Source organism: Paenibacillus sp. VTT E-133291 (assembly GCF_002264395.1).
Classification (GTDB): Bacteria; Bacillota; Bacilli; order Paenibacillales; family Paenibacillaceae; genus Paenibacillus_AQ; species Paenibacillus_AQ nitricinens.
On sequence record NZ_NFVA01000031.1, the window covers coordinates 36948 to 58356 of the forward strand.

Annotated in this window: 16 protein-coding genes; 14 read left to right on the plus strand and 2 right to left on the minus strand. The window is 44.2% G+C overall.

The annotated features are described in order from the left end of the window. Positions 1 to 48: 48 nt before the first annotated feature. From CA598_RS14370 to CA598_RS14385, 4 genes are read left to right on the plus strand one after another with little or no spacing between them, the layout of a single operon-like run. The gene (locus tag CA598_RS14370) at positions 49 to 1848 is read left to right on the plus strand and encodes a cache domain-containing sensor histidine kinase (RefSeq protein ID WP_256990506.1); all 1800 of its coding nucleotides are present in this window, start codon (positions 49 to 51) and stop codon (positions 1846 to 1848) included. Continuing rightward, positions 1823 to 3421 (plus strand): response regulator transcription factor, encoded by a 1599-nt coding sequence (locus CA598_RS14375; RefSeq protein WP_094869469.1) that lies wholly within the window; start codon positions 1823 to 1825, stop codon positions 3419 to 3421. The genes CA598_RS14370 and CA598_RS14375 overlap by 26 nt, the downstream gene beginning before the upstream one ends. A gap of 25 nt (positions 3422 to 3446) precedes the next feature. Continuing rightward, on the plus strand, positions 3447 to 5312 hold the full coding sequence (locus tag CA598_RS14380) for a DUF2264 domain-containing protein (RefSeq protein ID WP_256990507.1): 1866 nt from the start codon (positions 3447 to 3449) through the stop codon (positions 5310 to 5312). Beyond that, a complete protein-coding gene (locus tag CA598_RS14385; protein WP_094876939.1) occupies positions 5302 to 6417 on the plus strand; it encodes a glycoside hydrolase family 88 protein in 1116 nt (371 codons plus the stop codon). The genes CA598_RS14380 and CA598_RS14385 overlap by 11 nt, the downstream gene beginning before the upstream one ends. A gap of 160 nt (positions 6418 to 6577) precedes the next feature. Here CA598_RS14385 and CA598_RS14390 read toward each other — a convergent pair whose 3' ends face one another. Continuing rightward, positions 6578 to 7582, minus strand: coding sequence for a LacI family DNA-binding transcriptional regulator (locus CA598_RS14390; protein ID WP_373455826.1), 1005 nt, complete (start codon positions 7580 to 7582; stop codon positions 6578 to 6580). Positions 7583 to 7945: 363 nt separating this feature from the next. Between CA598_RS14390 and CA598_RS14395 the strand changes: the two genes are divergently transcribed. The 9 genes from CA598_RS14395 to CA598_RS14435 all read left to right on the plus strand — a co-directional run bounded on the left by CA598_RS14395 (position 7946) and on the right by CA598_RS14435 (position 19226). After that, positions 7946 to 9259 (plus strand): extracellular solute-binding protein, encoded by a 1314-nt coding sequence (locus CA598_RS14395; RefSeq protein ID WP_094876941.1) that lies wholly within the window; start codon positions 7946 to 7948, stop codon positions 9257 to 9259. Between the two features lie 2 nt (positions 9260 to 9261). Next, entirely contained in the window at positions 9262 to 10140 is an 879-nt protein-coding gene (locus tag CA598_RS14400; protein WP_179283670.1) for a carbohydrate ABC transporter permease, read from the plus strand. Then, the gene (locus tag CA598_RS14405) at positions 10127 to 10966 is read left to right on the plus strand and encodes a carbohydrate ABC transporter permease (protein WP_076284699.1); all 840 of its coding nucleotides are present in this window, start codon (positions 10127 to 10129) and stop codon (positions 10964 to 10966) included. The genes CA598_RS14400 and CA598_RS14405 overlap by 14 nt, the downstream gene beginning before the upstream one ends. 22 nt (positions 10967 to 10988) lie before the next feature. Next, positions 10989 to 12644, plus strand: a complete 1656-nt coding sequence (locus CA598_RS14410) for an alpha-glucosidase (RefSeq protein WP_256990508.1) — start codon at positions 10989 to 10991, stop codon at positions 12642 to 12644. A gap of 17 nt (positions 12645 to 12661) precedes the next feature. After that, positions 12662 to 13606, plus strand: a complete 945-nt coding sequence (locus CA598_RS14415) for an MTP-1 family protein (RefSeq protein WP_094876942.1) — start codon at positions 12662 to 12664, stop codon at positions 13604 to 13606. 36 nt (positions 13607 to 13642) lie between these two features. After that, complete coding sequence (locus tag CA598_RS14420) at positions 13643 to 14704, plus strand: BtaManbiosPhlase (RefSeq protein ID WP_094876943.1); 1062 nt, start codon at positions 13643 to 13645, stop codon at positions 14702 to 14704. A gap of 67 nt (positions 14705 to 14771) precedes the next feature. Further along, on the plus strand, positions 14772 to 17321 hold the full coding sequence (locus tag CA598_RS14425; protein ID WP_094876954.1) for a beta-mannosidase: 2550 nt from the start codon (positions 14772 to 14774) through the stop codon (positions 17319 to 17321). 31 nt (positions 17322 to 17352) lie between these two features. Further along, positions 17353 to 18366 carry a zinc-dependent alcohol dehydrogenase family protein gene (locus tag CA598_RS14430; protein WP_094869461.1) on the plus strand — a complete coding sequence of 338 codons (1014 nt, stop codon included), beginning with the start codon at positions 17353 to 17355 and terminating at the stop codon, positions 18364 to 18366. 188 nt (positions 18367 to 18554) lie between these two features. Beyond that, a complete protein-coding gene (locus tag CA598_RS14435) occupies positions 18555 to 19226 on the plus strand; it encodes a response regulator transcription factor (RefSeq protein ID WP_094876944.1) in 672 nt (223 codons plus the stop codon). A 1-nt stretch (position 19227) separates the two neighbouring features. Here the strand turns inward: CA598_RS14435 and CA598_RS14440 are convergent, their stop codons facing one another. Further along, complete coding sequence (locus tag CA598_RS14440; protein ID WP_094869459.1) at positions 19228 to 20679, minus strand: hypothetical protein; 1452 nt, start codon at positions 20677 to 20679, stop codon at positions 19228 to 19230. 84 nt (positions 20680 to 20763) lie between these two features. On the opposite strand from CA598_RS14440, the gene CA598_RS14445 reads away from it, so the two are divergent. Then, on the plus strand, positions 20764 to 21396 hold the full coding sequence (locus CA598_RS14445; RefSeq protein WP_094876945.1) for a DedA family protein: 633 nt from the start codon (positions 20764 to 20766) through the stop codon (positions 21394 to 21396). Positions 21397 to 21409: the final 13 nt, after the last annotated feature.

Consider the following 21409-nt stretch of genomic DNA (forward strand, 5'->3'; position numbering starts at 1 on the left):
TTTCTGCCTCCTGCTCCAAATTTAAAACAGATATGGGGCCTGTCATCCGTGTTTAGAAAGCATCAATCACTTCGAATGAAACTTGTCTGGTCTTCAATGATCTGCGTACTGATCCCGCTAGTCTGCATTTACATGGTTACAGATTACTTAACCCGGGATCTGATTTTGGAGAAGGCCGTTGGCAGCGCAAGAGAGTCTCTCAATGCGTCCAGTGCCAATATGAATGCCATTTTTGAACAAACGCTGGAGCAGTCCAATTTTGTGCTTCAGAACAGCGAAATTAGGCAGATGATGTCTGCTGATCCAGAGACACTCCGTTCAGCGAAGCATATCATCCAGTATAACCGTATGTCACGGATGCTGGATGATATGTTCGTTCTGACAGAATATTTGAAAGTAACGCTAATCGGAAAGAATGGATTTATTTATACCAGCTATCCTTATAGTGACTTTAATCCTTCAACCTTTTATAACGAGCAGTGGATGTCGCTTCTGAAAAAAATTCAACCGATCTCGACCTATTGGAAAGCGGAACACGATACTTACTATAATTACTCGGATAAGAGTTCAGTGGATTGGGTAACCATTGCAAGACCCATTCAATCAACCTCCAGCAGCACGATCGGATATATGATTATCAACATCAATGAGCGCAAACTCCGCCCTTACCTGAACAATGACAATGGCAAAGAGATGATGCTTTTGGATGACAAGGGAACTGTAGTCTCGCATGCTGACAAGGCCCGAATAGGTGAAACGATGACGTGGCGGAAAAAGGATGGCGAGCTTGATACTGTCGAAATTAACGGGGAGAAATTCTTATATGTAGACCAGGAACTGAGCAGTAACAAATGGCGGATGGTAAGCATTATTCCATTGAAGGATGCCTTATCGAAGAATAAGCAGATTTTATTTATCAGCTTAGCCGTGCAAATTCTATTCTTTACCTTGTTTTCCGTTCTCTTAACTGTTCTAATCTCTAAGCTGACTCAGCCCATCGTGAAATTAAGTGCTTTTGTAAAGCGAATAGGCCGTGGTCAATTGGATGAACGTTCACTAATTCGTGGGAATAATGAGGCGGCACAGCTGGCCCGTACCATTGACCAAATGCTAGATCGAATCGAGTCCATGATTGAACAGATCACCTATGAGCAAACAGGAAAAAGAAAAGCTGAACTGGAAATGCTGCAGGCACAGATCAATCCGCACTTTATGTTTAATCTGTTGAATTCGATCCGGTTAAATATTCTGATGCAAGGAGACAAGGAGAACGCCGAGTTGATTGGTTCGTTGTCGTCTTTGCTCCGTATGACCTTTAACAGAGACAATGAGTTTATCCCGCTTCGTGAGGAGACAGATACGATATCTCATTATGTGACTTTGATGAATTTTCGCCATGCCAATCAGGTCAGGCTGGAAATGGATTTAGCAGATGGAACTGCTGAAGCACTGGTGCCTCGGTTTATGATTCAGCCTATGATCGAGAATGCGATCATCCATGGTTTCGAGCAATTTGGTGGTGAGATCTTTATTGAAGCTCATATTGTGGCAACTTCGGGAATGCTGGTTATCACGATTAAGGATAATGGCATCGGCATGTCAGCGGAGAATTTAACAAGACTTCGTGAAACCGCATACAGCAGCGAGCAAATTGCAGATGAGGACAGAAGAGGGTTCTCCGGCATAGGCTTACGCAATGTGGCCCAACGCCTCAGTATGATTTACGGCGCTGCTTTCAAGCTGAATATTCAAAGCGAACCTGATGTAGGGACGGAAATTTGTTTGGAGTTTCCTCTGGATGATGGAAAGGTGGGTGTGGTGAATGCTGACGGCAATTTTGGTGGATGATGACTATCCGGTGATCCGTTATTTGTCGCAGGCTGTGCCTTGGAGTGAGCTCGGGATTGAACTCATAGGGTGTTATTATAGCGGTCTCGAGGCTTGGGAAAAAGCACAGCAGAATCCACCGGATCTGATTATTACCGATATTGGAATGCCCAAGATGAACGGACTAGAGATGCTTGAGAAATTCAGAGCGGTGAACCCTGGAATCCGTGCGATCATTCTCTCCTGCCACAACGAATTCAAGTACGCTCAGCAGGCACTTAAGCTTAACGTGGGGGAATATATTTTAAAGGAATCTCTGGATATCGATCAGCTGCAGCATGCCCTTAGAACCCTTGTAACGGAAGTGGGCCTGAACAGGCAGCGGCATACGGAGATGCTGGTATATAAGCAAAAACAGTCTCAAAACCGCGCCGCGCTGAAGGAAAAGTTTCTAAAAGATACCTTGTACCAGTCCTGGGACAAGGAGGCTTGGATCGAGCAAGCCCGGTCAAACGGAATTATGATCCATGCTAAGAACTATATTCCGGTGCTTATTGTGATTAACCGCCCTGAGGAAGTTTCGAGGGTACGCCGAATGAGTGAATATACGATTTCTTTTGCAGTTGAGAATATCATGCAGGAAGTGCTTGAGGCTGATCACAGTCTGTTTATTTCGAGATATAGTCATAAGGAAATTGTCATTCTTTTTTGCAGTGACAAGCCTTCTAAAGACCACCAAGTGATCTATCATTCAATGCAAAATGCAGCTGCAGCCGTGCAAAAATATCTTAAGCTGTCTGTCTCCTGCCTATTTGGCGCTGAGGCGCGCAGTCCTGAAGAAATTCGTGGGACATTACAGCGGATGCTAAGGGAGAAGACCCAACGCTTTTATCTGCCAACAGCAGGAATTCACCGTTTTGAAGAGATTTGCTTTTCAAAGGAAGATATTTATGCCCAATATGGAAGCATTTACGCTGTTATCAATGATGATATTGCCTTGAACAGGGAAATAGAGCTTCGTGTTCATATCAAGGAATGGAGAGAATGGGTGGCCTCGCAAAAGTTCCATCCCAATGAAGTTAAGGAATGTGTGCTCCGCTTGCTGATGGACTTGCAAATGAAGACGAAACAGCTGTTGCAATCTCCATTGCCTATGGCTGAAGAGAAGCTGTTTAATGTGGTGGGTGACATTGAAACCCTGGAGCATTTGGAAGATTGGCTGGTTCAGTACTTGGAGGAATTAGCACGGAAAATAAGTATGTTCTCCATCAAGTCCAAACGGAGTGAGGTCATCAAAGCCCAGCAGTTCGTGATTAGTCATGTAACGGAGAAAATAACGCTAGAGGACATGGCAGGACGCTTGAACTTGAATGCCAGCTATTTCAGTCGCCTCTTCAAAAGGGAAACGAACCAGAATTTCATTGAATATGTAAATATGCTAAAGCTTCAGAAGGCAAAAGAACTGCTTAATCAGTCTGGAAAGACTGTAGAAGAGATTTCCGAATATCTGGGATATGCGAACAAAAGTTATTTCATCAAGCTGTTTAAGCGAGAAATGGGCATGCGGCCTAGTGAATATGCGGCTTGGCATTGAGTTTGGATTGGGAGGGACCATTACTGTGGAACTGAAGGGTACTAAAAATGAATTACAGCTGTTCTTAAATGATCTGTATGCTCCGCTAGAGCAACGATTTACTGCTGGTCATGCAGGAATCGAGATGGGAGCTACAGGATCTATATATAATGAAGCGACTGCGCTTATGGAAGCCTTTGCCCGTCCTTTATGGGGGCTTGTTCCCCATGCCAGCGGTGGAGGAGAAAGTGCGCTCTGGCCGATGTTTCTAGAGGGGATCATTAACGGGACTGACCCGGAGCATGAAGAATATTGGGGTGAATTCTCGACCAAAGACCAGCGTATGGTGGAACAAGCCGTCCTGGGACTGGGGCTTGCTCTTGCGCCGCATAAGCTGTGGGAACCATTGAGTGATGTTCAGAAAATGCAGGTATATAACTGGTTGAACCAGATCAATCATGTGGATCGCTCGAATCCGAATAACTGGCTGATGTTCACGGTTCTTGTCAATGTGGGCTTTAAGAAAGTCGGATTGCCCTACGATCAAGAGATCATGGATGATTATCTGGAGAAGATTGACACCTACTACTTGAGTGATGGATGGTATTCCGATGGGCTGACCGATCAGAGAGACTATTATATTGCTTTTGCTATGCATTATTATACGCTGATATATGCTAAATTGATGGCGGAGGATGATCCTCAGAGGGCTGCAGTTTACCGGGAAAGATCCGCACAATTTGCCAAGGATTTTATGTATTGGTTTGCTGAGGACGGAAGTGCGATTCCTTTCGGACGTAGTCTGACCTATCGTTTTGCACAGGTCTCTTTCTGGAGTGCGCTGGTGTATGCCGAGGTGCTTCCTTTCTCATATGGCGTTCTCAAAGGAATTATAATGCGCCATTTTCGTTGGTGGTTTGAGAAGCCTATTGTGGGAATAGACGGATTACTAAGTATCGGATATGCTTACCCGAATCTGGTAATGACGGAGAACTACAATGCCCCCGGATCACCGTATTGGGCCTTTAAAGCTAATCTCATTCTAGCCTTGCCGGACGATCATCCTTTCTGGCAGGCAGAGGAAGAGCCGCTACCTGAATTGAAAGAGCTACGGGCTCTCCAAGAGGCGCGTATGCTGGTGAGTCGTCCGGAAGGAAATAAGCATGTTATTGCCTATACCTCTGGTCAGATGGCGAACTTTGATATGGCCCATAGCGCAGCTAAATATTCCAAGTTTGCTTACTCTACGCTGTTCGGCTTTAGTGTACCGAAGGCGGGTTACGGGTTGGTTCAAGGCGCTTACGACTCTACGCTGGCACTGTGCGAATGCGATGAACATTACCGGGTACGCAGATTTTGTGAAATGTGGGAAATTGGAGAGCGTTATGTATATTCCCGCTGGCATCCCTGGAGTGATGTACAAGTGGAGACATGGATTATTCCGGCAGGTTTATGGCATGTCCGTATTCACAGCATTCATAGTGCCCGGCATCTAGATCTAGCAGAAGGTGGATTTGCTATTGGCCAGTCTGCTGGCTTCTCACGTAGTGAACGGGAAATCATTAATGTAACTAACACGGCCGTTTCCGTGCAAATGCCTTGGGGAATAAGTGCTATACATATGCTAAACGGCTTTGACCGGGCAGAGTGCGTGTATCCTGAACCCAATACCAACCTGCTGAAGCCGCGGACACTTCTTCCTAGCTTGTGTACTCGATTGGAGCCCGGAGATCAGGTATTGATGTCTGCTGTCTTCGGAGCAACGAATACGCCAGAGAACCAGTCAGCACTAGCTTTGCCACCAATTATTAAGCAGCATTCGGATGGAAGGATTTCTGTATACGATTCCTGTAACGGTGAACTGCTCTATACTGCTGACTTATCGGAAAGGAGAAACAAAGATGTGGAATAAGGCGATTGAGGATGCGATTCACAAAATTAAGAGAAATATTGCTAACCATCCGGGCAAACTGCCTCATATAGCAGAGGGACAACAGTACGAATGGGGAGACAATGATGATTGGATAGAAGGATTTTATGTAGGGATGATGTGGCTTGCTTATGAATATAGCAAAGATCCAAGCTATAAGGAGGCGGCAGCCTATTGGTTAGGTGACTTCAAGCATCGTTTGGATCATCATATTGCGCTGGATCATCATGATATAGGTTTCTTATATTCACTTACTGCTGTAGCGGAGTGGAAAATAACAGGCAGCGAAGCGGCACGGGCTGTCGGTCTACAAGCTGCGGATACGCTATGCAAGCGCTGGCGTGAACCAGCCGGGATTCTTCAGGCATGGGGCTTGGAGAATGACCCGGAAAATGCGGGACGAATTATTATTGATTGCTTGATGAATTTGCCGCTGCTGTTCTGGGCGACAGAGGAAACGGGGGACAATCGCTATTATGATATAGCTCTCCAGCATGCGCTAAAGAGTCAGAAATTTCTTGTGCGCGGCGATGCTTCCTCTTACCATACGTTTTATTTTGATCCGGTCACTGGAAATGCAATTCGTGGAGGAACACATCAAGGCTATGAGGATGGGTCGACTTGGACACGGGGGCAAGCCTGGGGAATATATGGATTTGCTCTAGCTTATCGTTATACACGAGAGGAAGACTTTCTTAATACCTCTAAAAGTCTGGCCCATTACTTTATCAGCCATCTTCCAGAGGATAATGTGGCGTATTGGGATTTTGATGTGCCAGTGGAAGCGGGTACGCCTCGCGACAGCTCGGCTTCGGCCATTGCGGCTTCCGGTCTAATAGAGCTGCTGGATCTTCTAGATGCAGATGACCCGGATCGCGCTATTTATGAAGATGCCTTACTCCGCAGCATGAAATCCTTGGTGGGACATTATGCGACCTCTGGAAATCCGGAGGCGGAGGGGCTTCTAAAGCATGGTTCTTATCATGTCAGAGGTGGACGTGTGCCGGATGGTCACATGATTTGGGGAGACTATTATTATTTGGAAGCACTGATCCGTATGCAGACCGGAATCCGCGGGTATTGGTAGTAGATGAATGGAACAACGGTTCATTCACGTAGTGACCACAACGAGCGTCAACATACATCCTAATCTGAAAATAAAGGGAGAGTTCCACAGCCGTTTCATGGCTTGTGGGACTCTCCCTTTTTGTGATGTGCGTATATTATTCTCCATACAACATTCCTGTCTATAAGAACTGATTATGTATTGGATGTTGTGTGGATTCCCTAATGATCAGATGGGTAGGAAGGAGAATTTCTATGAAAGGCTCCTCGGGATGATCGATGCGCCAGAAGAGCTGTTCTATAGCTTTTCGTCCAAAGTAAGAAAAATCTACATCCATCGTTGTAGTCAAAGGAGTTGTTATCCGTGATAACTGTCCATTATCAAAGCTCACAATAGATACATCTTGGGGGATCTGATACCCAAGCTTGTACATCACGGAATTGATCAAGAACCCCAAGCCGTCATTGACACAGAACCAAGCCGTAGGCTGCTCATCCAACTTTTGTACAGCGTTGAACACATCATCCATTTCTTCAATGGCATGATCGAACACCCATAATGGGTTGTATTCAATGGCAGATTGGTATAGAGCCAGGCGATAACCTTCTAAACGCTCGTAATAGCTTGGTGAGAATTGAATATTGCCGATGAATCCAATACGGGTATGTCCCAATCCAATTAAATGCTGCACCGCTGTATAAGCGGCATAACGATTATTGGTGAGAATACTATCGGCCTTAAGATCAGGGTGATGATGATCAATTAACACGGTGGGAATCCCTGTGCCCGTCACTGCTTGAATATACGGGGTCGTAATATGGGACAAAATCAAGATTCCTTCTACAGAAGGATCAAATAATATAGGAGGCAGAATCAATTGTTCGGAAGCGTGATGATCAATCGATTGAATAACCATACGCTTATTCCGCTTCGCTGCTTCCTTCTCAATACTCAAATAAATTTCTCCAAAAAAATTACGTTTGGAAAATGCAAATTCTGATGCCAAAATGACAAAGGTTCCAGCTTCTTCTTCTGTGCTTTTGCGCCCTCGCGAATAGGTGTAACCCATTTCATTCGCAGTATCGATAATTAATTGTCTCGTTTCCTCACTCACACCGTCTTTACCGGAAAGAGCCTGAGAAACAGAGTTCTTCGATATATTCAATCGATCGGCGATATCTTGCATTGTCACCTTCACCTTCATGCGAAGATACGTCCTTTCTAATTAGAAGTGTAATGAATATTCTTCCATACTGTCTCTCATAATACTAAAGATTATGCTGTAAAACTACATTACAACTATAAATTATTTTAACATTACAAACTATATAAGTAAAGGTAATTTGTAATGTAATTAATTGTGTCTTTTTCATTAACACTCGAATAACAGGTTGACATTTTCGCTAAAAACTATAATAATAGCAATTGTAACGCTTACAAAGTTACTTACAGGTATATATTTATTAAATTTTGTAACGTTACAAAATTATATCTAGGAATTACAAAATGCTGCACTGATGTGCATCGATACTCAGGGAGGGTTTATTTTATGAAGAAGAAGCTTTCAGTAATGCTTGCACTTACGCTTGTATTCACGATTCTTGCCGGTTGTGGTTCAAAGAGCGGTAGTTCAGGCACTTCAGCTGATGGAGTAACAACTATTGAGTTCTGGGCTGCACCTAACCCGACTCAACAAGCATATTGGCAGAAAATCGCCAAAGAGTATGAGACTGTTAACCCTAAGGTGAAAATTAACGTAAGTGCGATCAAGGAGTCCCCTACTTCTGAGGCAAGTATCCAAGCCGCAATCGCGGGTGGAAGCGCTCCGACGATGACTGAGAATATTAGCCGTGGTTTTGCAGCACAACTTGCGAACAGCAAAGCGTTAGTTCCATTGGATACGATTGCTGGCTTCAATGATATTGTGACAAAACGTAATATGACCAAAACGATTGAGCCTTGGGAATTTGCCGATGGTCATCAATATGTTCTTCCAATCTACTCCAATGCAATGTTGTTCGGATGGAGAACGGATATTTTGAAAGAAGCTGGTGTGAACGAAGTTCCGAGAACATACAGCGAAGTGATTGAGGCAACGAAAAAATTAAAAGCGAAATACCCGGATAAATATCTTTGGGCGAAACCTGACTTAGCAGACCCTACCTCTTGGAAAAGATGGTTCGACTTCTTTATGCTGTACAATGCAGCTTCAGATGGCAACAAATTCATTGAAGGAAGCCAATTTGTTGGCGATGAAAAAGCTGGTGTAGACGTTCTTTCTTTCGTGGACAATCTTCGTAAGGAGAAAGGGCTGTTGTCTCAGAATGTAACAGAACCTTTTGAAAATGGAGTGGGCGTATTTACGGATGTAGGACCTTGGACATTCAGCACATGGGCTGAGAAATATCCAGAGCTTCAGTACAAGGAAAACTTTGAAGTAACATTGCCTCCTGTTCCTGACGGTATGGATCCAGCGAATGCAAAAACATTTGCGGATGCTAAAGGAATTGTTATCTATGCTTCGGCAAGTCCAGAGCAACAAGCTGCTGCAATAGAATTCATCAAGTGGGTTTACTCGGATGACAAAAATGATGTTGCCTTTTTCCAAGAAACTAACTTGCCTCCAGCACGTGATGATGTAGGTACAAATGAAGTATTTAAACCAGTATTTGAAAAAACGCCTGTATTGCAAGAGTATGCAAAAGCAATCCCGAATGCTGTTCCATCCATGGACAATCCGAAATTCAACGAATTGCAAACCTTTATTGGTCAAGAGGCCTTTAACAAAATCGTTCGTGGTGAGATTGATCCAAAAACGGGTTGGGACAATATGAAGAAGGCGATTGAAGGGGAACTTCAATAATGATTGAAAAAAATAATAATCGGTTAGGCTGGCTTTTTGCCAGCCCTTACCTTATTTTTTCGACTGTGTTTTTCTTGGGCCCGCTTATCTGGTCTTTATATTTGTCTTTTACTAACTGGGACTTGATTTCACCAACTTATGATTTTGTTGGATTCAAAAACTTTACCAAAGCATTAGGCACACCAGGGGTAAGATCGGCATTTTGGGTAACGTACAAATTTATGATCGTATTTGTACCGATTGTCACAGCCATGTCGCTTTTTGTAGCGGTAATTGTAAAAGGCTTACCTAAATTAAAAACGGTATTTCTTATTGGATTCTTCTTGCCTTACCTATCCTCAGGGGTTGTTGCATCCCTTATTGTTAAAGGCTTTTTGTCACATACAAGTCCTGTTCAGACGTTTCTAAGGGAACGGTTAGGTCTTGATATTGACTGGCTCGGCGGATCTTTCTCGGCATTGTTCGTCGTTGCGATGATTATGGCTTGGAAATTTACCGGTTACTATGCGTTAATTCTTACTTCAGGTTTAGAAAGCATTGATCAGGAAGTATATGAAGCAGCGGCAATTGATGGCGTGAAGGACAGCCAAAGGTTCTGGAAGATTACGTTGCCTTTGCTTTACCCTGCGATTTATACAACCTTAATTTTATCCTTCGGTGCAACATTCGGTATCTTTACTGAGGTCTACCAATTAACAGGCGGCGGACCAAACTACGCAACGAATACATGGCAAATGGAAATATACAGTCAAGCATTTAAGAACCTGCAGGCAGGTTACGCGTCAGCTATCGCGATTATGGCTGCGGTTGCGACATTTATATCTATATTCGTAATCCGAAAAATTCTGGAAATGTGGGGTAAGCGCAATGGTTGGGTCTAATTCAAACATCAAGCTCCGGCTGTCGATCCGCTATCTGATTGCGATCGTACTGCTTGTGATTATGGTATTCCCCTATTTATATATGGTATTGAATTCACTTGCAGATTGGTCACAGGTAGACCGGAAGCTGATACCGACGAAATTTACGCTGCGCTCGTATCAATGGCTCTTTACAGGTGGTGAGACCGGGATTACAAGACCATGGATTCACGCCTTCTTTAACAGTGTGTTCGTTTCTTTGGTATCTACAGCCTTAATGATGATGTTCGCGATTATGGTAGCTTATGCGTTGGCGAAGCTGAAATTCCGCGGGAGAGACTCTATTAACAACTTTGTGTTGTTTCATATGTTCTTCCCGGCAATCATTCTGATCATCCCTAACTTTTTGATTATTCAAAAAGTAGGACTGTTCGATACGTATTGGGCGCTCATTATTCCCAAGGCGATGAGTTTATGGGGGATCTTCATGTACACCAACTTCTTTAAGGCGGTGCCCGACGCCTTCATTGAAGCCGCCAAGCTGGATGGGGCATCCGATTTCAAAATCCTGTATAAGATTATGATGCCGATGTCGAAGTCCATTACGACCGTTGTATTCCTATTCCTGCTAATGGAACGTTGGACAGAGCTCCTATGGGATATGATCGTCGTCCGAAGTGACGGCATGCTAACATTGAACGTTTTATTATCTCAGATGTTTGGTCCGTATCAATCGTATCCGGGTCCGATGTATGCCGGTGCAGTGATGCTCACCTTGCCAATCATTATTTTGTTCATTATTTTCGGCAAGAAGTTCCAGGAAGGCATGCAATTTAACTTGAAATAGGTCTGCACAGGAGGGGTATCGGTTGGAACAGCCGTGGTGGAAAGGGACGGTATTCTATGAAGTGTATATGCCAAGCTTCTGTGATAGCAATGGGGATGGGATTGGTGATTTCGAAGGTCTTACTTCCAAGCTGGATTATTTGCGGGAACTTGGCATCGGGGGGATTTGGCTAACGCCGTTCTATAAGTCTCCTAAAGTAGATAACGGGTATGACATTGCAGATTATTGTCAGATTGATCCAGACTTTGGAACGATGGAAGATTTCGAACGGTTTATTCAGGAAGCGAAGGCTCGCGGGATCAGCGTGATTGCCGATCTTGTCCTGAATCATACGTCTTCAGAGCATGCATGGTTCAAGGAATCGCGATCTTCAAGGACGAACCCGAAGCGGGATTGGTACATTTGGAAGGACGCTGTGAACGGCGGCGTACCTAATAACTGGGAATCGTTTTTTGGTGGAACCGCGTGGGAATGGGATGCTGCAACAGAACAGTATTACTATCATGGGTTTGCGAAAGAACAGGTCGATTTGAACTGGGCAAATCCCGAAGTTAAAGAAGCGATGAAGGATGTTATGGCTTATTGGCTGGGCAAAGGCATAAGTGGCTTCCGGTTAGATGTTATCAACTTCTTATCGGTGTCCGATCAATTCCCGGATAACCCGATGGATGGAGTAACGGGTGAGCAGAAGCATGTACATGATCAGAATCAAGATGGAATTATGGATGCCATCGAGGAAATTAGCAGGTTTGTTCATGCGCATAGCGGAATGTTCATGGTAGGTGAAGTCGGCTCTGAAGATATGGACATGCTGAAGCGTTACAGCGGAACGGGTAAGTTTGATGTGGTCTTTAATTTCAATCTGGGAAGCCAGAAGGAATTTAGTCCAGAGAATTTGTTCGCCGAGCTTAAGACGATGGAGAAGATGCACCGTGCAGATCAGATTCCAACGTTATTCTTCGGTAGTCATGATATGGACCGCGTAATTTCGCGTTTTGGTGAAGGGGACGCGGAGATTGAGGAAGAACGGGCCCGCCTTATGGCAACGTTGGCCTTGACCGCAAAAGGGGTACCTTTCTTATATTTCGGTGAAGAGATTGGGATGCGGAATTTCGTAGCCCATAAGCTGGAAGATATGCGGGACATCCAAGGATTGAAGGCATATGAAATCGCACTACAGCGGGGGACAACTCCAATGGAAGCCCTGGAAATTGCGAATGCAAAGGGAAGAGATGCATCTCGCTCCCCAATGCAATGGAACGCAAGTCCACATGGCGGGTTTACGTCAGGAACACCATGGATTGGCCTGGGCCCAAATTATCAGCAATTAAACGTGGAGTCCGAAAGCAATCAACCGAATTCATTATTACATTATTATAAAAAGCTTCTCCACTTGCGCAATACACAGGATGTATTTCAATTCGGGGATTATGACGTGCTGGAACGCAGAGGCAATCTTATTTTATATGTAAGAACATTGAAAGAAACCAATACCAGAGCGCTCGTAGCCTTGAATTACGATAATCAGAGCATACAGATTGATCCTAGTGAGCTGCTGGATGGGCAAGCAATTAATATATTATCGAGCCGCCGAGAGATAGTGAGCGGCACAGACTTGGTAACGCTGTTGCCGAATGAAGCCGCAATATGGATGCGTGCGCCGCTATTATTTGACTAGAGAGGAATTTTATTATTATGAAACTGCTCAAGAATGCTGTGAAGACATGTGAACAACTGCTTATGGAATACGCGATGAAGGACGTATCCGTAACCAATACACAGAAGTTAACATTCACAGGTGTAGATCATAAAGATGTCTACAATATTACAGCTCCATTCCAAGATGAGGGTGAGTGGGTGATCGCGGGTCGGGTTGAATCCCGTGACAGCGAGCATTCCGATGTCGTCTTTTTTGTCGAACGTGATGGACAATGGGTACCCTGTGAAGGAGCGCCTACCCTTGAACTTCAAGATCCTTTTTTTACGAAAATTAATGGCGAATTGATAGTTGGCGGCGTTCAAATTTATCCACATCCGGTAAAGGCTGATGCCTTAATGTGGCGTACAGTATTCTACCGCGGGAAGAACATCGCGAGCTTAGAACCATTCTTTAAAGGACCGGATGGCATGAAAGATCTGCGCCTAGTGGATCTGAAAGATAGCATCGGAGTACTGACCCGCCCTCAAGGAGATAAAGGAGGACGCGGTAAAATCGGCTTTACCCGCATTGCATCGTTAGAAGCGTTATCCATTCCATTGATCGAAGAAACACCGTTATTGGATGGACAGTTTGTTGATGAAGAGTGGGGCGGTGCGAATGAAGCACACTTGCTAAAGAACGGACTGCTCGGTGTTCTTGGGCATATCGCTTCTTTTGATGATGCGGGCGATCGTCACTATTACCCGATGGTATTCGCTATCGATCCGGCAACGGGTGAATATTCAGATATTCAATTAATCGCTGTACGCAATCAGTTCTTGCCAGGTGCCACGAAACGGCCTGATTTGGAGGATGTTGTATTCAGCGGCGGGCTCGTACGTCATGAAGACGGTACAGCTAACATATATGCAGGAATCAGCGATGCGGAAGCACAACGTGCGACAATCCCTGATCCATTTTCTCAATTTGAAATTTTGTAAACATGAAATCCATTTGGTTAAGGGAGTTATTACAACATGAAAATCTATCGTTATGAACAAAATCCACTTATTACACCGGCGGACGTTAAGCCGTATCACGATGACTTTGAAGTGATTGGTGCATTTAATGCCGGTATTGCTAGCTATAATGGTGAAATATTAATGTTTCTCCGTGTAGCAGAACGCCCAATTAGCAAGGATCCAAAAATTGTGAAAGCTCCGATTTATAATCCGGAGACCAATGAATTGGATATTTTGGATCTGGATACAGATGATGAGCGCTTCGACTTCTCTGATCCGCGTGTGATCAAAAATAAATCCGCTAGTGCTACATTTCAGTACTTGACTTCATTATCTTATATCCGAATCGCTCGAAGTAAGGATGGACATCATTTTACGGTGGATGAGAAGCCATTTGTGTACCCTTCCAATTCACTGGAGACCTTCGGGGTAGAAGATCCTCGGGTAACCCGAATTGGGGATACCTATTATATTTATTTCTCGGCAGTCTCCCCTGTGGGCGTTGGAGAATCGCTGGTATCCACTAGAGATTTCGTGAATGTAAATCACCACGGCATGATCTTTGGGCCGGATAATAAAGATGTATTGATTTTCCCGGAGAAAATTAACGGCAAATATTATGCATTGCACCGTCCAACAACGAAAAGCACGGGAGATCCGGAAATATGGATCGCAGAATCGGACAACTTATTATATTGGGGTAACCATAAGCACCTGATCGGTTTGCGTGAGGGGATGTGGGATAGCGGCCGGATTGGCGGCGGTGCGGTTCCATTCAAGACTGATAAAGGCTGGTTGGAGCTGTATCATGGGGCCACGCTGGAACACCGTTATTGCATGGGGGCAGTCCTATTAGATCTCAATGATCCCTCGAAGGTGATTGCACGTTCCAATGCTCCTATCATGGAGCCGGAAGCGGATTATGAGAAGAATGGATTCTTCGGCGATGTTGTATTCTCTTGCGGTGCACTCGTGGAAGACGATGTTGTAAAAATGTATTACGGAGTCGCGGATACATCAATGGCTTGCGCAGAACTTAGTGTACAAGAAATTTTAGATAGCTTGATATACGTATAACAATAAAACGTCAAAACCGAAGTGGTTTTGGCGTTTTAATTTGGGAGAGAGGATGAAGAGAATGAACATTAAATTAACTGAAAACTGGAAACTTCGTGATTTTCATGTAGGGGAAGCCCGGGATCTTGAAGTTGCATCGCCAGAGTTTATTGATTATTTCTGGATGACCACCTCAGTGCCCGGTGACATCCATACGACGCTTCGGGAGAAAGGCATTATAGATGATCCTTTCTTTGGCCACCAAGATCAGAAATGTCGTTGGATTGAAGAAAAGGTATGGTGGTATCGTACGGTCTTTTCTTACGATTCTGATCTTAAACCTGGTGAGAAGATGGAGCTATTATTCGAAGGGTTAGATACCTATGCAACCGTATATCTCAACGGTGTGGAGCTTGGATCAACAGATAATATGTTCATTAGCCATTCATTTGATGTAACCCGTGAATTAAATAAAGGGAAAAATACGCTTGCCGTAAAATTTGATCCTATTCATGTACATGCAGGTGCTAAGGTCCAATATTATTGGTCAGGCTTTAGTAAGAAACGGATCTGGACACGTAAAGCGCAGAGTCATTTTGGATGGGACTGGGGTCCGCGTCTGGTCTGTGCAGGCATTTGGAAAGAGGTGCATTTGATTAAACACCGTCATGCACATTTAGATCATGTGTTTGCTCGAACAACTTCGGTAGAGGGTCAAGTGGGTGTTGTTGATGTGGATTTATGCGCACATGCCTTTGATCGCGGATGTTCGTATACGGCGCGTGTGGAACTTTTAGAAGGTACAGAGCGTGTTGCGGAAGAACATGTCTCTTTGGATAAGATTGGAGGGATTACAGTTGACGGTGCGATTACAGCGCGTACGCTTCATCATTCAGTTACCTTGCAAGTGACGGATCCGAACTTATGGTGGACCCATGATCTAGGAACACCTTTCTTATATCATCTACGCGTTACGTTATTTGCTGATGGGGAGCAAATAGATACCTATGAGCAGCCATTTGGGATTCGAAAGATCGAGTTGATGCAGCTGGATGAAGAAGGGCACCATGCTTTCACTTTTGTATTGAACGGGGTTAAGGTTTTTGCTAAAGGTGCAAATTGGATCCCTATTGATAGCTTTATTGCGACCGTGCCAGACAGCCGCTATACACATCTGCTTCAGATGGCCAAGGATGCCAATATGAATATGATTCGCGCTTGGGGTGGAGGCATTTATGAGCGGGATATTTTCTTTGATGAATGTGATCGGTTAGGAATTTTAATCTGGCAGGACTTCATGTTCGCTTGTGCGTTGTATCCAGATTACAATCGTAATTTTATGAATAATGTTCACCGCGAAATTGAGCAGGTCGTAAAACGTCTTCGGAGTCGTACGAGCCTTGCTCTATGGTGTGGGAATAACGAGAATGATTGGTTGTATGAGGCACTGTCCTCTAACGGCGAGATCACACATCCCTTTTATGGAGAAAAAATTTATCATGAGCTCATGCCCGCAGTACTAGAGCAACTTGATCCATCGCGAACGTTTTGGCCTAGCTCGCCTTTTGGCGGCAATGATCACAATTCACGTGATGTGGGTGATACTCATAACTGGCAAGTCTGGCATGGGAATAATGAGCCGCGTCAGTTTGGTGAACCGCAGACACAGGATTATAGTGTTGAAGGGATATCGTTCAAACGATTCAAGTCAGACTTCACGAAATTTGCCAGTGAATTCGGGCTGCATGCCGCTTCCAATCGTTACACCTTAGCAAAGAACATGCCGGACAATCAGTTCTATTGGGATAGCGATGAAATGAAGTATCGTAATAAAGATGTCCATTATCCTAAGGGCATTATGCTCATGGAAGGTTATACAGGCGTTCCGAAGGATATCAATGAATATATTCAATTCTCCATGCTGACCCAGGCAGAGGGATTGAGGTATGGGATTGAGCATTACCGCCGTAATAAGCCGGATACAAGCGGGGCTTTATTCTGGCAGTTCAATGATTGCTGGCCGGGAACAAGCTGGTCTGTTATCGATTATTATGGTTTACCAAAGGCGAGCTACCACTATGCGCGTAAATTCTTTGCACCGGTACTCTTATGTGTGGATCATGATCCGAATGGACTGCTGCAGTTATGGGCTCTCAATGATCGCTGCGAAGCTTATCAGGATGAGGCGGAATTAACGATCTATCGGATGGATGGTACAATTGTATATCAGCGTACATTCGATGTTACCGTTGATTCGAACAGTAAAGTTAATTTTGCCAAGTTAACTGAAGCTGAGGTACTGCAGCAACATAGCGCTGGCGAGGTTGTGGTCGTACTTCGTTCGAAGAAACGGGTAACAGAAGATTATGTACTCTATTTAAGAGACTATAAGGATATGGATTATCAACCCGCACATGTTCAGATCTCCGTGGATGAAGCGAAAGGACATATCCACTTGATCTCAGATCGCGTTGCCCGGATGGTGATGATCGAACTGGATGCACCTTGGGTGATCATGGACGATAATTTCTTTGATCTGATTCCGGGTGAGGAGAAGACAGTTCGTGTGCATCATGTGGATGCCGGGGCACTGCCTTGGGAGACTTTACGTGTAACGGCAATGAATGATGCGGGTTAACAAAAACTTGGATTTAAGGAGATGAGTTAAGATGAAGGCGGCTGTATTTCAAGGAACTAAGCACATTGAATTTAAGAACTGGGAAGCTCCGGCTGTGGGCTCCAAAGAAGTTAAACTTCGTGTGAAATGCTGCGGGATCTGTGGTACAGATCAGCATATTTATCATGGATACCCAGGGTCTGCTGAAGTGACAGCTCCGATTGTGTTAGGACATGAGCTTGCGGGCGAAATAGTGGCTGTGGGTGATGAGGTTACGACCTTGCAAGTGGGGGACCGTGTATCGGTTGATCCGAACATCTATTGTGGAAACTGTTATTTTTGCCGGAATGGAAAGGTACATTTATGCGATAACTTGCAGGCTGTTGGGGTGACTCGTGACGGTGGCATGGGCGAGTATTGTGTTGTTCCTGTAGCGAACTGTTACTTGCTACCTGATGAAATGAGCTGGATCGAAGGAGCAATGATTGAACCTCTAGGTTGTGTGCTTCACGGTTATAAGAAGCTGGATATTCGTCCGTCACATCAAGTCCTGATTATCGGCGGAGGTTTTATTGGTCAATTGTTCTTGCAGCTCGTCAAAGCTGCGGGTGTTAAAGGGATTATTGTCAGTGAGCCAGAGGTGTTCAAACATGACCGATTAGTCGAATTAGGCGCGGATGAAGCCGTATCTCCTACAGCAGAAGGTGTGATGGAAGCTCTCCATCATCAATTTGACATTGTCATCGAATGTGTCGGCCGGGCGGATTCCATGGAGCTGGCGGTTAAGGCATCACGTAAGGGTGGACAAGTATTAATGTTTGGTGTTGCTTCCCCGGACACGTTGATTCAAGTCTCACCATTCGAAATTTTTACAAAAGAGTTGAACATCATGGGCTCGTTCATTAATCCATATACCCATGAGGAATCGATTGCGTTAATTGAAAAGGGGATCGTTCAGATTGAGTCGTTGATTAGCCATCAGTTTTCGCTGAAAGATATACCGGAAATCATGGGCGAATATCCAAAACTGCGTGTTTCTAAAGGGGTTATTATGCACGAGAGGTAGTATTGAATCATAGTAAGCGTACAAGAACGATGACTGTTGGCTATTTGCCATAGGTCATCGTTTTTTTGTGCGCTTTAAGCGGGTCCCCGATAGAAGGAGTTAATAAATATTTAATAGATAGCGAGTAGAATGGCAATACAACCTCAGACATAAAGCTTTGATAAATGTCATACATGGAGAGGAAGCCTATGAACAAAATACTATTGATAGAAGAAAAGCAGAGTTCAGCTAAATGTATGGAACTGAAGTTGTCACATGAATCGTACTCCATCACTGTTACGCACGACGGACTTCAAGGTCTGCAATTAGCTCGAGAAGAAGAGTGGGATATAATTTTATTGGATGTAATGGTTCAAGGCCTTAGTGGCGCAGAGATGTGCAAAAGAATAAGGGAAACTAAACAAACACCAATCATAATCCTTGCAGAAGAAGCGGGGCTCGCGGATAAAGTCAGAGGTCTGGATAGCGGAGCGGATGATTACATTCTGAAACCATTCGCTATGGAAGAGCTGCTGGCACGAATGAGATCACTGTTAAGAAGGGCAGGTACTTTTAACACAGGACGGATGCTAATATTTCGCGATTTGGAGATGGACATTGACGGCCGAGCGCTGAGAAAGAAGAAAATATTTGTTAATTTAACGAAACGGGAATTCGAAATACTATTAGTGCTAATGGAGAATAGGGGCAGAGTAATGACCCGGGAGATGCTGCTCGAAACCGTATGGGGATATGATTCCGAGGTGGATATTAAGGTAGTCGACGTGTATATCAGCTACCTTAGGAGTAAAATTGATGAGGTGGGACAACCAAGCATTGTGCAGACGATGCGCGGCCTCGGATATGTGATTCGTAAATGAGTTACTCCGTAGATTTGATGAACGAGAAGACACTTCCATAGGTCCCTGTATATACGGGCTGCCCGAATTTTTGTGACCATTCATTAAAAAGCTTATGTGAGACTCCATTGCCGGTAATTACATAATCGGGATGATCATAGTCTACAATTTCAGGAAGATACTCAGAGAACCCGTACATGGAACGCTCAAAAGCAGTCCAGCCCAATGTACCAAGTGAAGCCTGCGTAACGAAGGGGTCCTGTCTGCCATCACACAGCACATCTCCACCTCGAAACATCACATACCCGGATGAACCATAGCGGGCAAGAACCTTTGGACGAGTACCTTCAGGGGTATGCTGCATAATATAGTTCATTTCATTCACAGGATAATTATTTGCATCAATAACAGGGGGTACAAAGAATATATACACAATATTTAGGAGTAGTCCTATCGCAAGCCATAGTCGTAAGGTGCTTTGACGGAACAGAACAACGGGTTTACGGAAGTAAGGAAGCGCATCAAAGAACACGGCCGCAAAATAAGGAACAAATAGCCACATAAACAGGTTCTGCTTGAAGTTCGATACGCCGAGATAGAGAATCCCAAGCATGAGAAAGAAGCGGAATGGTTTACGTTGGAGTGCGAAAGGAAGCGTACAGGCAAAGAACAGAAGCAAGAGTAGAATGGGTAAATTCTCCAAGCTATTGAACTGAATAGGCTGCCATTCGTTGATCAGCAGGTTAAAGTTCTTTTTCGTAACAGTCAAAATAAATAAGAGGCTTTTTGCACCTCCGGGATTTAGAAGACCAGCTAACCAGACTAGAACAAAGACTGTGATTTTACGCCAATGGAGCGTTTTATTAATCAAGGATTCTAGCAGAGCCATTCCTGTAAATACAGCTGTTACAAGCCATACCCCTGCATGAAAGTTGGCGATAGCTATAGAAAGTGCAACCATTGCAGCGGCGTATTTCTTATGAGCTGTCATCTGGTATTCCCGTAAATAAACGAAGAACCAGACAATCATAAACGAGGAGATCATCTGCGGACGACCCTTGAAATAATTGTAGTAAATCCAGCAGGTAATTAGCAGTACAAAAGGGAGCATCAGCACATGGTCTTGTTGAAGTCCTAGCTCTTTGCGGGACACTTTCCCTAACCGAAGCAAACCGAGTACTAAAAAGAACAAACAAACAGCGGTCAAAATATACACCCCTGGCCATCCAAATGCAGCATAAAGCGGAGCAACGAGTAGTTGGAATCCGAATTCATGAGGGACATAAGGCAGCTTATCTCCATAAAAAGTATGTATGGCATGATGCAGGATTTGTCCGTGCTCTATCATATATTGTCCTAGCTCTATGTGCCAGAAAGTATCAGGATCATTATAAGAGAATTTGGGAATCATCAGCAGTATAATAGCTATTACGAATAGACCATATAAAAACTTAGGTGATTGTAATTTTTTCATTATGGTACTTCCCCCGACTTTTAGTTCAATTATAGCGTTACATTCTTAAGGAATAGTAAAATTTATGAAGCGGAGTGAACACTCATGCATCAATTATTAACTTGGATATCTGAAACTGCGCTCCACCTTGTCAATACGATGGGAATTTGGGGCATATGGTTAGGGATGATCCTAGAGAGTGCCTGTATCCCGATTCCCAGTGAAGTGATAATGCTCAGCGGCGGTTGGCTGGTTGCGCAAGGCTCACTTACTTTTATGGAAGTTGCTGTCGCTGGGATATTTGGAAATCTAATAGGTTCCATCATTGCTTACTATATTGGGAAAGCCGGAGGTAGGCGGTTATTAGAGAAATACGGTAAGTATATTCTCCTGAATGAGCATCATCTGGAGCAATCCGAGCGATGGTTCGACCGTTATGGTGAGAGTACTGTGTTTTTCACACGTATGTTACCCTTTATCCGAACATTTATTTCACTACCCGCAGGAATTGCTGGAATGAAGGCATGGAAATTCATTGTATTTACAGCGTTGGGCTGTATTCCATGGAATCTGGCGTTAATCTATCTAGGTTACCGATTAGGAGACAATTGGAGTATTGTAGAACAATATATACGTCCGATTAGTTATACCATTTGCGGTATTGTGCTTCTCCTGCTCATATGGTGGTTAGTACGGAGATATCGTACGATAAGCTCATCAAGAAACAAGAAGAGGTAGGGTGAGTATTGCA